The following is a 15,369-nucleotide window of genomic DNA, read 5'->3' as shown; positions in this document are numbered from 1 at the left end:
TCTCTCATGTACTATAAAAAGATTAACTCTTGTTTTAAGAGATGGAATGTTTACAGGGAAAGATTTCCCTGGTATATGAACAGCTTTTAAAACTTTTAGATTTGTCGGTATGTGATAACGGTGATAATCTTTTGGCGAGAGATAGAAGTTTATAAAAGTACCATTATTTATAAGCTCTTTCTCCTCTTTAGAGAAATGCTCACCTAAGAGTTCATCACTTTTATATCTCATACCTTTTATCTGAAGAGCGTACTCATTCTTTAGCTCTCCGCACTCAGTGATTAAAGAATCGCATGGTGATATAAAATCTTCGCTATCAAGCGAATAAACCCTTGGCTCTCTTAGTCTTCTGGTAAATAACGAATTTAAGCTTTTATATGTGTGTGGGTCATGAAACTCACTCATATCAAGACCCATGATTTTTACATAACTGCTGTTTATAAAATTTTGTATTGGTTTTGCAAACTCTTTGTTAGCAAACTTTCCAAAAGCCTGTGATAAAGCTGATGTCATATGTTTTTTCATACTCGATACTCCCTAATCTCTCTTTTTGCTATCTCTTCAATAAAAACAGTCGCATAACAACCTTTTGGAAGATAAAAATTTAGCTCATATTGTGCTTCTTCATTTTTATATCTTCCATCGATATCTTTTGGAAAAACCCAAGCGTATCTTCTTGTGCCATCCTCATTTATCTCATCATCAAACTCTTTTTCTATCTCTCTTGCTAAACCAGTTGAGAGCTTTGCCTTTTTACCGCATAAAAGCCCAGTAACAGTGATGTCTTTTGCATTGAATCTTTCCAAATCATGTTCTTCGCCTCCAAACTCAAAAAGTCTTCCATATGGATAATGTTCCATTATATCTCCACTGATTAGCTTAAAGGGATGCTTTTGTTCTTTCATCTTTGTAAGCTCATCTTTGGGCATATTTAAAAGTGGTTCTAACTCTTTTACTTCAAAGTTTTGGATTAGACTATTTATCTCAACTCTTCTACTTAACCAAAGGTTGAAAAGATGGCTTTGATATGCACTGATAAGAAGTTGCTTTACTTTTGGGTTTCGCTCTTTTTTCTCACCTTTTGCAATCAACTCTCCATCGATATGGTTATTTCCATCTGTGCCAAATCTTTGATAACCAAAATAGTTAGGCATACCAAAAGATGATAAATTTTTAAGTGCTTCATCTATTTTCTGGGCTGAAGTAGGATTGACTTTTTTTAGTTTTATATAAAATTTATTGCCATTTAAATGCCCTATTCTTATCTTGTTGTTGTGATAAGTTTTAGATAGTATTTTTACGTCTGCATGTTCAAACGTATCCATTTTTTCTTCATATTTTTTATGTAAAGAGATATACTGTTTTGTCATAGCGTGCTTGTCTTTTAGCCCAGCATAGCCTATCTCTTTGTTTTTTATACCAAGATATTTAGCTATCATAGAGACAAGCTCTAAAGTTGAGATTCCTTTTTTTCTAACAAAAAGAACAAGATGCTCTCCCTTGCCACAAAACTCATAAAGAGGTACCTCTTCGACTACAAAGTCTCTTGGTGTTTGCTTGAAATAAAAATCTATACTTGAGTGAGAGAGCGAATAAAATCTATCCATAATTTTCCTGTCTATATTTAGTTTTTGTTAAAAATGATGCGCTTTGCATCTGTTTTTGTAAGCTTTTCTTACACACTCTCCAATAATATTTATCGGAGTTTTGCTTAGCTTTGCACGTCTTAGAAGAGTCTTTTTAAATCTCCTATCAAATCCAAAGAGTATTTCGTACTCCTCGCCACTGCACCCTACTCTTTTTTGGATTTTTTTAAAAAATCTAAAACCAACCCTTGATGCTCCTGAGAGCTTTTGTAGGTCACTAAAAATTCCATCTGAAATGTCCATACCTACTCTTAAAAAGCGTCTATTTTTATAGATAAACTTATCCCTTAAGACAATATTTACAAACTTAGAGTTTTTGTTGATTTTACCCAAGTTCATCAATCTCTTAAGTGCAATAGCACTTCGACCTAAATTTCCAGTATAGGCTATCAAATCACCTGTTTTTAGGCCTTTTCTCATCAATGGTTTAGCACTTTTTGAAATAACTGTCACAGTAATATCAAGCTTAGTATTGCTTATGGTGTCTCCACCAATAATCTCAACTCCATATTTAGCGCAAGCATCTTTAAATCCGTTAGCTAAATCTAACATCTGAGCTTTTGTGATACTCTTTGGCATAGCTACACTAAGAAGTGCGTATTTTGGTACAGCGTTCATAGCAATAGCGTCTGAAATATTTACTATCATAGCTTTATAGCCTATTTGATAGTGGCTCATCCAACTTGTTTTAAAATGAATATTTTCAAAAAAAGCATCTTTAGAATAGACCATACCATCAATAAAAGCACCGTCATCGCCGATATTTGCGTTTTTAAATTGTGAGATAAAATAGTTTTCTAAATTCAACAAATCTTCTTAAAATATATGATAAAATAACTTCTTATTATATCATCTATTGTATTAGGAAACTTTTATGAAACACTCTATACAAAATATTTTTAAAAATCTTTCTACATTTTTTATACTCGCTACTATCTTTGCTGGATTTGGCGTAATCGTAGCAATAGACCATTCAAGTTCATATGAAAAAGTAAATAATCTTACAAATCAAAAAGTTATCATTTTTGATATTTTAAATCTCTCTAAAGAAAACCTAGAAATATCACTTATAAAGCTTCAAGGCGGAACAACACAACTTCAATATGATGTAGAAAAACTTCACTCTTTATATCAGTATAGTATATTTGAAAAATTTATACTCTCAAACTCAAAAGAGTACTTAAGTGATTTAGATTTACTAGATAAACTAAGAGCTGATTTTACAAAAAAAGCTAATACTTACTACAGCACTACACAAGATTCAGACCTATATAAAAGTGAATTGCAAGAGAGTTTTAACTCTTTAGACACTCACATAAACGCTATGATAATTAAGTCTATATACTATAATCAAGCGACATTTAACATTCATAAAAAAGTAACATATTTTGCTTTTTTAGCGATACTATTTGCAACTCTTTGGTATAGAAAGAGATTAACTTTAATATACAAAGATTTAGAGTTTTTAAACAATGCTAATCTACAACAATACAATATATTTTCACTAGAAGCAGAAGCTATTTCACAAAAAATCAAAAGAAAGCCAGTTGTGACAGATAACCCAACTATGATTGATGCTGTAACTGGGATAAATAACCTAAAAGGGATGATGAGTTCATACTCAGAGAAAAAAGGTATGAAAGATAGAAATTTTACATCTGTAACAGTTTTTGAAGTAGATAACTTCTCTAAAACAAACAAAGCATACTCTCAAGAATTAACTCAAAGTATCCTTAAAAAAATTGCATTTTCAATCTCTTTGCATCAACAAATAACTGACGTAATTGCACGAACTGATTACAATCAATTCACGGTTATCCTCTCAAGAGAGACAAAAGATCAGTTATTTAAAGATGCTGATGATATTCGCCACAGTATCTCTGAGCTAAAACTAAGCTCTACAGAAGCAGGAGAAATTGAGCTCTCTATAAGTGGAGGCCATGTAACAAAACCAAATAATCAATCGCTAGAAGAGGCTATCAGACAAGCTAAAAAAGTTTTGCTACATGCTCAAAAAAAATCTAAAAACATTATTTCTCAAGTAAAAGATTTAGCGCATAGTGAACTGTGAGAAAAATTTTCACACTTTAACGTTTTACTCCCTCTTTAAATGTCGCGTTAAGTAACATCACCTAATTAGAAAAACCTTTTTTATTATTCACAAAGGCTAAAAGCTGTACAATCCACCTTATTTTAATACATTTAACAAAGGAAAGCTAATGGGTATTCCTATTTATACTTACGATGCTATTGTTGTTGGTGCAGGCTTAGCTGGCTGTGCTGCTGCAAGAGAACTACAAATTGCAGGAAAGAAAGTTGCTGTAATTACAAAACTTCACCCCCTAAGAAGTCATTCAGGGGCGGCGCAAGGCGGTGTTAACGCTGCATTTAGCGACAAAGACAGTGTTGAACTTCATGAGTTTGATACAGTAAAAGGAAGTGACTATTTAGCTGATCAAGATGCTGTTGAGTTTATGTGTAAAAATGCACCAGAGACTATCCGCTGGGTAGAGAGAATGGGTGCTGCTTTTAGTAGAACGCCAGATGGTAAAATTGCACAACGTCCCTTTGGTGGACAATCATCACCTCGTGCATGTTATGCAAAAGACAGAACAGGATTAACACTTCTACAAACTATTTATGAGCAAGCATTTCGCGCTGGAGTAAAGTTCTGGGATGAGTGGTATGTAGCTGACCTTATATATAAAGATAACAAGGTTTCTGGCGTTGTTGCTTTTAACATAAGAGATTTACAAATAGCAATCTTTAATGCAAAATCAGTAATGTTTGCAACTGGCGGATATGCACGTGCTTACAAAATTAACTCAAATGCACATGCAAACACTGGCGATGGACTCTCAATTGTAGCTCGTCATGGACTTCCACTTGAAGATATGGAGTTTGTTCAGTTTCATCCATCAGGACTATCTGGAAATGGTGTTTTAATCTCTGAAGCTGCTCGCGGTGAGGGTGGGCGTTTGTTCAACTCTAATGGTGAAAGATTTATGGAAAAATACGCACCAAATGCAATGGAACTTGCAAGTAGAGATGTTGTAAGCCGTGCTATCTTAAATGAGATCAGAGAAGGCCGTGGTGTAGGACCTAGAAAGGATGCTGTTTATCTTGACGTAACACATCTTGGACGTGATTTAATAATGGAGAGATTACCTGAACTTCGTGATTTAGCTATCACGTTTTTAGGGCTTGATATGATAAAAGAGCCTATCCTAATCTCTGCAACTGCGCACTACTCTATGGGTGGAATACCTGTAAATATCGCTGGAAATGTTCGTAAGAACAACACAGAGTTTATAGAAGGTTTCTATGCCGCTGGAGAGTGTTCGTGCGTCTCAGTTCATGGTGCAAACCGCCTTGGAGCAAACTCTGTACTTGAAGCACTTCTATTTGGTCGTTATGTTGGTAAAACAATGGTTGAAGAGATAGATAAAATACCTCTAAGGGCAGCAACTGCGAGTGATGCAAAAATTGCAATTGATGAGATAAACTCTATACTAGAGAACAATGGAAATGAGACTGTTCCACACTTAAGAGAAGAGTTACAACAGTGTATGACTATAAATGCTGGAGCTTTTAGAACAAAAGAGACTCTAGAGATTGCTATTGCAAAAGTAAAAGAGTTAAGAGAGAGATATAAAAATATTCGTATAAAAGACAAATCAAAAGTATTTAATACTGAGCTTCAAGAGGCTATTGAATTTGGTCATATGATTGACTATTCTGCGTTTATTGTTGAGAGTGCTATAGCTAGAGAAGAGAGTCGTGGTGCTCACTACAGAGAAGATTTTTTAGAGCGTGACGATGAAAACTTCCTAAAACACACTATGGCTTACATGGATAAAAATGGAAATATTTTACTTGAGTCTATGCCTGTTAATCTTGGCAAGCATGAACTAAAAGCAAGAAATTATTAAGGAGCACTAATGAGTATAAATAAAATTAGCACACAAAAAGTAAATTTCAAAGTGTTTCGTTTTAATTCTGATGTAGATTATCTTCCATACTATGAAGATTATACTATGGACGTAACTTCTGAAGAGGTTGTTTTAGATATATTAAACAGAATAAAATGGGATCACGATGGAAGTTTCTCGTATAGAAGAAGCTGCCGTCACGGTATCTGTGGAATTTGCGCTATTAAAGTAAATGGTCGCTCTACTCTTGCTTGTAAAGAGAGTATGTCAACTATGATAGAGTATTTTGGAAACGATTTAACTATTGAACCACTTAGCACAAAAAGAGCCGTAAAAGATATGATTATCGATAAGGGTGACTTTTGGGAGAAGCATGCTGCAGTTACACCTTATCTTGTCGCAGATATAGATGAGTGCCCATCATGTGAAAACCTTGTATCTCCTCATGATGCTGAAGAGCTAGACGATGCAGATTTATGTATCCAGTGTGGCGCATGTCACTATGCGTGTCCTGTTGTAGAGATAAACAGTGACTTCTTTGGTCCTGCTGCATTTGCCGCTGCTTATCGTTTTGAAGCTGATGTTCGTGATAGTGATGGACAAAGACTTATTGATGTAAATGAAGAGAAGCAAGGCGTTTGGGATTGTGTTAAATGTATAGAGTGTACAGAAGTTTGTCCAAAAGGAATTGATCCATTTAGTAAGATTACTAAACTTCACCAGATGGCGTTTAAAAAAGGTGTTGCAAAAAACAATGTTGCAACTCGTCACGCAGTTGGTTTCTTACACTCAATCAAAAGAAATGGTGTTCTTGATGAGGGTGGCTTAGTTCTTTACTCTGAGGGAGTATCAATTGTAAAACATATTCCTGTTGCACTTCAAATGTTTAGAAAAGGCAAAATTGTAATGCCTTGGAATATAGTAAAATCTGACAACCTTGATGAGATTCAAAAACTTATAAAATCATCATCAACAGTCAAGTTCTAGGAGTAAAATAGATGAAAAAATTAAAATACGCACTCTTTACAGGATGTACAGCAAAGCAAAGTACTCCAGAGCAAATGATGTCGACTATGGCAGTAGCTAGAAAACTAAATATTGAACTAATTGAACTAACAGAAGCGTCATGCTGTGGGGCTTCACACTTACAAGATTATGATGATTTTTTATCACTTGTATTAAATGCTAGAAACATAGCATATGCTGAAAAACATGGCCTAACTATGGTAACAATTTGTAATACATGTCAGTTAAACACAGCTATGACAAAACATAGACTAGATAAAAATCCAGAACTAAAAGCAAGAGTAAATGAGAAACTAGCAGAAGTGGGCCTAGAGTACAAAGGTACTTCACTTGTAACTCACTTTCTTTATGCAATCATTGATGATTTTGGTTTAGATAAAATCAAAGAGATGGTTGTGAAACCACTTAGCCAATTCAACATAGCTCCATTTTACGGATGTCACAATATCCGTCCTTCTGAGCTTCAAAATGAGTCTCATAAAACGCCAGAAAATCCATACAACCCTACTTCACTAGATGATCTAATCATTGCTTGTGGTGGTAAGAATGTTGATTATGAGCAAAAGAACAAATGTTGTGGATTCCACGTTGAACTACAAGCTCCTCATACAGCAGCAGTTCTAGCAGGAAGCGCAATTGCAGGTGCAACTGATAACAACGCAGACATGATGGTAACACCATGTCCACTATGTCATCTAAAACTTGACACCCAAACAAAAAGCTCTTCAGAAGCAGTAGGCAGAGAAGTATCACTTCCAGTTCTACACATGCAACAAATGATAGGACTAGCTCTTGGATGCTCTGCTGCAGAACTTGGACTAAAACACAACGTTACAGAGATTAATTTTCTATAGAACTATAATAGAGAGAGATTTTCTCTCTGTTTAGCCTTTTTTATAATAACATCAAGTTCTTTTTCTTCATCATAAATCTCTAAAAGTTAAATAATATAATGTTTATTAAATAAATACTTAAGCAATAATCAAGGAGCAAATTACATGAAAAAGATTTTCACTATTATGGTACTTGTTGGACTATCAAGCTTTTCTATTGCAAATGAGATGTATCGTGCGCCCTCTAACGGTGATAGTGGAACATATTTTGTATTAAGTGTTAAAAAAACTGGAGATAGACAATTTAAAGTACTTACAAGTCGCATAGGAAAAGAAAATGCCTATACTGACTTTACAGAACTAGAGATTAATTGTCGAGTAAAACAATATTTTGAATTAGCAGGCTCAAGCGAAGATGGGAAAAAGCAGAAACCTTCAAAGCCATTAAAAGATTGGTCAAAACAATCAAAATGGACATCTTTAGTCTTTGGATCAAGTAAATCAGATTTAGTATCTTTTATTTGTGAAAAATACAAATAAATTATTACTTAACAAACCAAAGGAGAGCAATCACAAAAATGTGACTGACACTCTTTTAAATCGCCTTTTTTACGCTTTTTTGAATAAGTCAAGTCATCACAAAAAAAATATATTGCTTTTGTTCATTATTTTCACCAAATCCGATAACAGGCATAAGAGGATGCTCGTTTGAGATTTTTATCATTACTTCGTACATCATCGCTTGCATCTCTAAAGAGTCTAAATACTCTAGTAACTCTTTTGTTGTAACGTGTTCATCAAGAAATCCTAGCTGTAACTGCTTAGCAGTATTATCAACATATAAAGATGTAATGACTTTTTCACCTGCATTTTGAAGGCTTTGCTCTTCATCTTCACTTAAGAGCATAGCTAAGAGCGTATATTCTTTAGAGTTTTGTATATTTTCGCGTATATCATCTATCATGTCTATTATAAATTTCACTCTTAGTCCTTAATAAAAATTAAAATTCAGACTCACTTAGTCTTAGGTCTAAAAGCTTTTATAACCTCTTCATTTGTCTCTATATATGGCCCTTCTATCAAATCTATACAGTAAGGCACAGCAGGGAAAACTGCATCAAGACACTCGCGAATTGATTTTGGTTTTCCAGGTAGGTTTATGATGAGACTTTTACCTCTGATACCTGCACTCTGTCTTGATAAAATTGCAGTTGGTACATACTGCAAGCTCACTTGACGCATTAACTCGCCAAACCCAGGCATCATCTTCTCACATACATTCTCAGTTGCTTCTGGGGTTACATCTCTTAACGCTGGGCCTGTTCCGCCAGTTGTAACTACTAGACAACACTTATCATTATCACATAGCTCTATCATCGTCTTTTCTATCATATCCTGCTCATCAGGAATACATCTATAAACTATCTCAAACTCACTCTTTAAATACTCTTTCATAGTATCTTGAATAGCAACTCCAGATATATCTTCATATATTCCCTTACTTGCTCTATCGCTGGCTGTTATTACGCCTATCTTTATCTTACTCATATTTTTCCCTTATTTTATTTGTAAAAAGTGGTTTGCATCTTTTATGTATGTAACTGTACTAAACTCTAAAAAAAACTCTTTAGCTGCAACAGCATCTATAATCTTATCTTTTTGCCCAAGGTAAACTTCTATCTTTACGCCGCTCTTGATTATCTCTTGAAGCTCGTCCCTGCTCCACTCATAAAAAAGTAGCTCTTTTAGCTCATCAATGCCATCTTCATTATGATCTATGTCTTTTTGAGGATGTGGATAAAAGCATGCATTTATGAAGTTGTCTATATATAAATCTCTGTTTTTCTCAAACCCAAGTATCTGCATTTTTTTAAATTTTTTATCTTTGTTCTGAAAAAAAGCTGGGGAGAAGAGTTGAAGTGTATCTACTCTTTTTAAATCTCTTAGATGTTTTTGCACATCTTTTAGCGCTTTTATAGCACCATAACTAAACCCACAAATCGTATAGTTGCTTTTGTTTATATATCTATCGAAACATTTCTCTTTATTTCTTAGAGTAAAACCACTATAAAACTTCATTTATATACTTTTTTACTTCCATCTTTGATATGCTTTCTCTCTCATTTAAAACATCTTCAACTTTTTTGATAACGCTCTGAAGTGATTCTAAAAGGCTTTTTGTCTCATCGTAGAGTCTATTTATAAGTATCTCTTTTTCACCATCATTAGCAACCAGAGTTGAGCCCATTCCATACTCTGAAATCATCTTCTGTGCTATCTCTTTTGCTTCATCCAAATCAGATTTTGCACTGCTTGCATGTTCTGAGTATTTTATGTTACAAGCGACTATACCGGCTAAAAGCATCTTCACTCTTGACTCGAGTTCGTGCTTTATAAGTGGTTCATCGATAGATGGTGTGAGTTTTTCGTTTGATAGTAAAATCTTCTCAAAAGGTAAGTCATAGTACGTTGCACAAACGACTTTTGCAGCTTGATAAGTAACGCGATATCTCTTTTGCATCTCGCTAAGAATCTGAAGCTTTTTCTTACCAAACATAACTTTGTCTTTAACCTGATCAAAATGTTCTATAGTTACTTGAAAGTCATGTTGTCTGATAGCAAGGAGTGATGCTTCGTTAACTAGTGCTGCTAAAGAAGCACCATTGAAGCCTACCGTCATATTTGCTATGCTTTTTACATCTACATCATTAGGAACTTTTTCTAAGTATTTTGAGAGTATAAGAGCTCTTTCTTTGTTTGTTGGAAGCTCAACAAAGATTCTTCTATCAAACCTTCCAGCTCGCAGCAGAGCTGAATCTAAAACGTCTATCTTGTTTGTTGCGGCTATAACTATGATTGCACTTGAGTTTTCAAAACCATCCATCTCTGTTAGGAGTTGGTTTAGTGTTGCTTCCCTCTCATCACTTCTTTGTCCATCTCTTTTTTTACCAACAGCATCAATCTCATCTATAAATATAATTGCAGGAGCACTATTTTTAGCAGCCACGAAGAGCTCATGAACTCTTTTTGCACCCATTCCAACATATATCTGAACAAAAGATGCACCACTTTGGTAGTAAAACGGAACTCCAGCCGCATTTGCAACAGCCTTTGCAATCATTGTCTTTCCAACTCCAGGAGGACCAACTAAAAGCACACCACGAGGCATTCTTGCACCAAAACTTTTATAACGTTTTGGTTTTTTCATAAAGTCTATAATCTCTTCAAGTTCACTCTTAACATCACTAATACCGCCGATATCATCAAAAGTTACATCACTTTTTATGGATTCTATTGGTCTTGAACTCTCTAGTTGGGATCTATACTTAGTATCGTCTGATTTTTCAAGGCTTAATAACTTGTTTTTTTGAAACCATCTATAAAGCAGTGCAGCTAAACCTAGAAATAAAACTAAAAAGAGGAAATAGATTACTATATTTGAACTGTTTTTTATACTTACTTGATAATTTGAAAACATCTTTGGCGTTACTTGAGATGAAGCAATCTTATATATCTCTTTATCAGTTTTTAGATATATGTAATCTTGTGAAGCTATAACACTTTTGACACTTTTATCATCCAAAATTTTAACAGCATCTTTGAGCGTTATAGACTCTGCATTATCCCTAAGCATCGCAAATAAGATAAGTATAATAACTAAAGAGGCAGATACATAAAGAACTATTCTATTTGTTTTAGACCCTACCATAGTTAGACTCCTCCTCTACTTCATAATTAGTAATATTAATCCAGTTACCAAGTAAATCTTCATCTGAGCGTACCATTATTTTGTTGAAATGTTGATCATAGCCTATGAAAAAATCATCTCTCTGGCTCTCTATAAGAACATCAAGCTCACCTTTAAAAGAGTTTCTAAAAGCAAAGTTTTTATCTTTTACAATACTCTCTAGCTCATGAAGTCTCTCTTTAGCAACATCTCCGCTTACCTCTGGCTTCATAGTAGCTGATGGAGTGCCATCACGTTTTGAGTATGTAAATGCATGCAGATGCGTAAGAGGAAGTTCTCTTACATTTTTCATAGCTTCGTCCCAAAGTGCACTGCTCTCTCCAGGATGACCTGTTATAAAATCAGTTCCTATTGCAAAGCCTTTACTTGAGAGTAGCTCAAAAAGTTCTCTATCTTTCTTATAAACATTTCGTCTATTCATAAACTTTAACATCTGAGGAGATGTATGTTGAAGCGCAATATGAAGGTGTCTCTCAAGCCATGGCTCACCTAGTATCTCTTTAAATTCATCACTAATTTGTATCGGCTCAACACTTCCAAGTCTTATGCGTCTAACGCCTCGGATTTGAGAGATCTTTTTCATAAGCGAAGCGATTGAACTATCGCTACTTTGCCCATAACTTCCGACATTTGTTCCAGTTAAGATAAACTCTCCAAAACCATTACGCGCAAGTCTTCTTATCTGCTCTAAAATCTTCTCTTCATCCATACTTCTAGCGTCACCACGAACGTAAGGGATGATGCAGTAAGAACAGCGGAAGTTGCACCCTTCTTGAATCTTTATAAAAGCCCTGCTCTTGCCGATAAAATCATCTACAACACTCTCATCTATGTGGTTCAAATCACCAGGCTCATAGAAAGGTTCTTCTTTGTTTAGCATCTCATCTATTTTTACTTTTTCGCTCTGTCCAAAAACTCCAGCAACTCTACCCGCAGCTAAAAGACTCTCACCCTTTGTATGCGCCCCACATCCAGTTAAAAAGATTTTTGCACCATTACTCTTCTCTACCTGTGAGATGTATGAGCGTACATGCGAATCAGCTCCATTTGTAACTGTGCATGAGTTGATAACTACAACATCTGCCTCACTCTCATCTTCAGTTACATCATACTCTTTAAGTGAGCTCATCATGACTTGAGAATCATAGAGATTTGTTCTGCACCCAAATGTTTTAAAATATACTTTTTTTTTCATCTATATCACTTCATCAGGATTAAATGGAGGCTTTTTCTTCGCTGCAGCTTCCATGTGAAGCATCTGCGTAGGATATGCGATTGTTATGTCATCCTCTGCTAAGAAAGCATCAACTATCTCTGTAGAGATTACACTTCTTAGAGTTAGCGTTCCATAAGCGTTTGTTAGATACCAAGCATCTATTGATATACCATTTGGCTCTATATTGGTAAAAATTCTAGGTTCTACGTTTGTATTTTTAAGACTGTAATTACTTCTTAGTTTGTTAAGCTGCTTTCTTGTGATATCCGTATAACCTTTTGAGAATTTTTTGGCTATCTCTTTTGCTATATGTACTGCTTTTTTATGGTTGGAATCAAAAGTAATAGTAATCTTAACACCATCCCAAACACTCTTTAAAGAGCTATGTGTGTAGTTTGCTATCATTCTTGTAAAGATATAGTTGTTTGGTATAAATATAACTCTTCCTGCTCTTCTATTTTGCATAACCGTTGTAAGAGTGATATCTTCGAGCATCGTTATTCGAAGTAGTGAGATATCCATAACATCGCCAACATACTGCATGCCATCCATATCAACACGGATTCTATCTCCAACATGCACACTTCTACCAAGAACGATTACAAGCCACCCAAGTATGCTCATAAACCAATCTTTCATGGCGATTGCAATACCAGCCGATGCAAACCCTAAGATAGTAATAAAATAACTTACATTTTCAATATAACTAAAAAATAAAATCAAAATAATGAGAAAGAAGTTCATAAAGGTGATAAATTTATTCGCCATATAAAAGCGTTCATGATCTTTTATATATTTTTTAACTATAAGCTTAAGTAAGAAGAAAATAAGAAAAACAACAAAGATAGTAACAACTATTTTAATAAGCTTTACTATTTGTGCTTCTATCTCTTTGTTGATATTTGCTTTTATAATATCCAGTCTTTTTTCATAAACATCAACTGTTACATTCATTGTATCAAGGGCTGATTCAAATCTCTCTAACTGTTTTAGTTTAAAATCTAACTGCTCTTTGTATTTGTGCTCTATATCTATAGCTTCTATCTGAGTATATAGATTTATCTCTTCTTTTAAAAGTGTTATCAATTTATCCAGTTCTTCTTTTTTTAGAGCATAATCACTAAAATCTTTATCTAGTGTTTTTACTAAAGAGATACCCATAAATATATCAATAGGGTTTGTAACAGATGGCGTTTCATCCATATTTGGTGGGGTTATAAGATTAGAAAAAGGAGAACTGTCTTTTTTCTTTAGTTTCTCAGTTTGCGATGTTAAAATCTTCTCACGCCCGACTAGTGCATTTAACTCATCAACTTCACTAAGTGATTTTCCTCTTTTTCTTTGAAGGTAGTTGATTCTCTCAATAATTTTATCAAGGCTCTCTCTTACATCTAAAGACGTAAGATAAGAGGCATAACTCTTTATCCAAACACTATCTTTTTTAGATATTTTTTCCTCAACAACTTTTAACTCTGATAGCAGTTGTGATATTTTTGCTCTCTCTTGCTCTACTCTTACACGCTCTATCTCTTCTTTAGTTGGTTTTACTTCAGCCTTTAAAGCACTGCTAAATAGTAAAGAAGAAGCTAAAAATAGATAAATAAATATTTTTTTCATCTACTTATCCATAAACTTATTTAAAACGCACATGATTGTGCCAGTCTCAACTTTGTCTGTAATTACAACATCCCCAATTCCAAGAGGAAGGATGAAAGTAATAGCAGAGTCAGAACTCTTTTTATCTAAGAAGAAAGCCTCATAAAATACTTTTACATCTTTTATAGAGTAAGTTGTTGGAAGATTATACTTCTCTAAAAGAGACTTAACTCTTTGTGCCTCTTTTTGGCTCATATAGTTCATCTTTACAGCCATCTCATTTGCCATAACCATCCCAATAGCAACAGCTTCACCATGTAAAAATTTTTTATAAGCAGTCTCATTTTCTATAACATGTCCAAACGTATGTCCATAGTTAAGCGCGGCTCTAATCCCCTGCTCTTTTTCATCTTCTGCAACTACTTTAGCTTTTGTTTGAACTGCTCTTTTTATAGCTTCTTGAAGTACTTCTGGCTTGTTTAACTCTGCTGTTTCTAAAAACTCAAAAAACTCTTTGTTAAATGTCACAGCCATCTTAAGTATCTCAGCAAATCCAGCGCCAAACTCTCTTTGTGGTAGAGTAGTCAAAAAATATGGGTCGATATATACAGCGCGAGGTTGATGAAACGCACCAACTAGGTTTTTTCCATAGCTGTTATTCATCCCTGTTTTACCACCAACACTTGCATCTACTTGAGATAAAAGAGTAGTTGGAATCTGAATAAAATCTATACCTCTTTGATAAATACTAGCAGCGTATCCGCTCATATCACCAATAACTCCACCACCAAAGGCAATAATCATCGATTTACGGTTAAAACGGTGCTCAAAAAGAGAGTTTAAGATGGTATCTATACTCTCTTGGTTTTTATACTCTTCGCCATCTTTTAGAGTTACAACATGAAGTTCTTTAGCACTTATCTTTGTTAAGAGATACTCTAAGTGAAGAGCAGAGACAGTTGAGTTAGTAACTACAGCTATTTTTGTGTCAAAATGGAGTTTGGGAAGTGTGTCTATCGTAATATCGTATGAGTTATCTATAACTTTTTTAAGCCCTATGTGTACTTGCATTATATGTCCAAAAATTAATTAAATTAAGTGGATATATAATACTTAAAAAAGGATAAAAAATCGCTAAAGAAGCTGCTTAAATCTGTATCGGTATGAAAATTTGGTGATTCCCATCTAGTTTATGATAAAGTCTTTCACTATCTGTTGATAAGAGAGAGTAAAAACTCTTTTGTGTCAATTTTTTGTTAAATGGTAAAATCTGAATGAAATCTTCTTTATGTTTTAATTTTTTAATCGGATTTTCACTCTCTTTTAGAACTTTAATTGTCTTTGAAAAGATAGTAGAGAGGTTATAATAGTG

At 34.3% G+C, this 15,369-nt stretch carries 15 protein-coding genes and 1 pseudogene; 5 read left to right on the top strand and 11 right to left on the bottom strand.

What is annotated here, in order from left to right; translation table 11 throughout:
• The 3 genes from asd to PHI38_RS05900 form a co-directional block, all read right to left on the bottom strand.
• Positions 1 to 525, bottom strand: a 525-nt coding sequence (gene asd / locus PHI38_RS05910; protein ID WP_299853812.1) for an archaetidylserine decarboxylase, incomplete at its 3' end; no start/stop codon positions are given.
• Complete coding sequence (truD, locus tag PHI38_RS05905) at positions 522 to 1,607, bottom strand: tRNA pseudouridine(13) synthase TruD (protein WP_299853810.1); 1,086 nt, start codon at positions 1,605 to 1,607, stop codon at positions 522 to 524. The genes truD and asd, both read right to left, overlap by 4 nt.
• 27 nt (positions 1,608 to 1,634) lie before the next feature.
• Positions 1,635 to 2,453 (bottom strand): thiamine-phosphate kinase, encoded by an 819-nt coding sequence (locus PHI38_RS05900; RefSeq protein WP_299853808.1) that lies wholly within the window; start codon positions 2,451 to 2,453, stop codon positions 1,635 to 1,637.
• Between the two features lie 67 nt (positions 2,454 to 2,520).
• Between PHI38_RS05900 and PHI38_RS05895 the strand changes: the two genes are divergently transcribed.
• The 5 genes from PHI38_RS05895 (at position 2,521) to PHI38_RS05875 (ending at position 7,977) form a co-directional block, all read left to right on the top strand.
• The gene (locus PHI38_RS05895) at positions 2,521 to 3,717 is read left to right on the top strand and encodes a diguanylate cyclase (protein WP_299853806.1); all 1,197 of its coding nucleotides are present in this window, start codon (positions 2,521 to 2,523) and stop codon (positions 3,715 to 3,717) included.
• 148 nt (positions 3,718 to 3,865) lie between these two features.
• Positions 3,866 to 5,578, top strand: a complete 1,713-nt coding sequence (sdhA, locus tag PHI38_RS05890; RefSeq protein ID WP_299853804.1) for a succinate dehydrogenase flavoprotein subunit — start codon at positions 3,866 to 3,868, stop codon at positions 5,576 to 5,578.
• A 9-nt stretch (positions 5,579 to 5,587) separates the two neighbouring features.
• Positions 5,588 to 6,565 carry a succinate dehydrogenase/fumarate reductase iron-sulfur subunit gene (locus PHI38_RS05885; RefSeq protein ID WP_299853803.1) on the top strand — a complete coding sequence of 326 codons (978 nt, stop codon included), beginning with the start codon at positions 5,588 to 5,590 and terminating at the stop codon, positions 6,563 to 6,565.
• 11 nt (positions 6,566 to 6,576) lie between these two features.
• Positions 6,577 to 7,458, top strand: coding sequence for a CoB--CoM heterodisulfide reductase iron-sulfur subunit B family protein (locus PHI38_RS05880; RefSeq protein ID WP_299853801.1), 882 nt, complete (start codon positions 6,577 to 6,579; stop codon positions 7,456 to 7,458).
• Positions 7,459 to 7,602: 144 nt separating this feature from the next.
• Entirely contained in the window at positions 7,603 to 7,977 is a 375-nt protein-coding gene (locus PHI38_RS05875) for a hypothetical protein (RefSeq protein ID WP_299853799.1), read from the top strand.
• 88 nt (positions 7,978 to 8,065) lie between these two features.
• Here the strand turns inward: PHI38_RS05875 and PHI38_RS05870 are convergent, their stop codons facing one another.
• The 8 genes and pseudogenes from PHI38_RS05870 to PHI38_RS05835 all read right to left on the bottom strand — a co-directional run.
• Positions 8,066 to 8,419: a hypothetical protein gene (locus tag PHI38_RS05870; RefSeq protein WP_299853796.1), complete on the bottom strand. Its 354-nt coding sequence runs from the start codon at positions 8,417 to 8,419 to the stop codon at positions 8,066 to 8,068.
• A gap of 32 nt (positions 8,420 to 8,451) precedes the next feature.
• Positions 8,452 to 8,985, bottom strand: coding sequence for a molybdopterin adenylyltransferase (gene mog, locus PHI38_RS05865; RefSeq protein ID WP_299853794.1), 534 nt, complete (start codon positions 8,983 to 8,985; stop codon positions 8,452 to 8,454).
• Positions 8,986 to 8,994: 9 nt separating this feature from the next.
• Complete coding sequence (gene bioV / locus PHI38_RS05860) at positions 8,995 to 9,516, bottom strand: pimelyl-ACP methyl ester esterase BioV (protein WP_299853792.1); 522 nt, start codon at positions 9,514 to 9,516, stop codon at positions 8,995 to 8,997.
• The gene (locus PHI38_RS05855) at positions 9,503 to 11,146 is read right to left on the bottom strand and encodes an AAA family ATPase (protein ID WP_299853790.1); all 1,644 of its coding nucleotides are present in this window, start codon (positions 11,144 to 11,146) and stop codon (positions 9,503 to 9,505) included. The genes bioV and PHI38_RS05855 overlap by 14 nt, the downstream gene beginning before the upstream one ends.
• The gene (gene mtaB, locus PHI38_RS05850) at positions 11,133 to 12,380 is read right to left on the bottom strand and encodes a tRNA (N(6)-L-threonylcarbamoyladenosine(37)-C(2))-methylthiotransferase MtaB (RefSeq protein ID WP_299853788.1); all 1,248 of its coding nucleotides are present in this window, start codon (positions 12,378 to 12,380) and stop codon (positions 11,133 to 11,135) included. Before mtaB ends, PHI38_RS05855 begins: the two co-directional genes overlap by 14 nt.
• Entirely contained in the window at positions 12,381 to 14,018 is a 1,638-nt protein-coding gene (locus PHI38_RS05845; RefSeq protein WP_299853786.1) for a mechanosensitive ion channel domain-containing protein, read from the bottom strand.
• Complete coding sequence (gene aroB / locus PHI38_RS05840) at positions 14,019 to 15,068, bottom strand: 3-dehydroquinate synthase (RefSeq protein ID WP_299853784.1); 1,050 nt, start codon at positions 15,066 to 15,068, stop codon at positions 14,019 to 14,021.
• A 76-nt stretch (positions 15,069 to 15,144) separates the two neighbouring features.
• Positions 15,145 to 15,369: pseudogene (locus PHI38_RS05835) on the bottom strand (potassium transporter TrkA); the annotation flags it as partial.

It is taken from the genome of Sulfurimonas sp., from assembly GCF_028694895.1.
Lineage (GTDB): Bacteria > Campylobacterota > Campylobacteria > Campylobacterales > Sulfurimonadaceae > Sulfurimonas.
Note: the sequence above shows the minus strand (reverse complement) of the source record. Positions and strands in the feature narration are given on the sequence as shown.

Bases quoted from the DNA above. Each gene is read 5' to 3' on its own strand.
- truD (WP_299853810.1), bottom strand. From the start codon at position 1,607: ATGGATAGATTTTATTCGCTCTCTCACTCAAGTATAGATTTTTATTTC.
- PHI38_RS05895 (WP_299853806.1), top strand. From the start codon at position 2,521: ATGAAACACTCTATACAAAATATTTTTAAAAATCTTTCTACATTTTTT.
- sdhA (WP_299853804.1), top strand. From the start codon at position 3,866: ATGGGTATTCCTATTTATACTTACGATGCTATTGTTGTTGGTGCAGGC.
- PHI38_RS05885 (WP_299853803.1), top strand. From the start codon at position 5,588: ATGAGTATAAATAAAATTAGCACACAAAAAGTAAATTTCAAAGTGTTT.
- PHI38_RS05880 (WP_299853801.1), top strand. From the start codon at position 6,577: ATGAAAAAATTAAAATACGCACTCTTTACAGGATGTACAGCAAAGCAA.
- PHI38_RS05875 (WP_299853799.1), top strand. From the start codon at position 7,603: ATGAAAAAGATTTTCACTATTATGGTACTTGTTGGACTATCAAGCTTT.
- mog (WP_299853794.1), bottom strand. From the start codon at position 8,985: ATGAGTAAGATAAAGATAGGCGTAATAACAGCCAGCGATAGAGCAAGT.
- bioV (WP_299853792.1), bottom strand. From the start codon at position 9,516: ATGAAGTTTTATAGTGGTTTTACTCTAAGAAATAAAGAGAAATGTTTC.
- PHI38_RS05855 (WP_299853790.1), bottom strand. From the start codon at position 11,146: ATGGTAGGGTCTAAAACAAATAGAATAGTTCTTTATGTATCTGCCTCT.
- mtaB (WP_299853788.1), bottom strand. From the start codon at position 12,380: ATGAAAAAAAAAGTATATTTTAAAACATTTGGGTGCAGAACAAATCTC.
- PHI38_RS05845 (WP_299853786.1), bottom strand. From the start codon at position 14,018: ATGAAAAAAATATTTATTTATCTATTTTTAGCTTCTTCTTTACTATTT.
- aroB (WP_299853784.1), bottom strand. From the start codon at position 15,068: ATGCAAGTACACATAGGGCTTAAAAAAGTTATAGATAACTCATACGAT.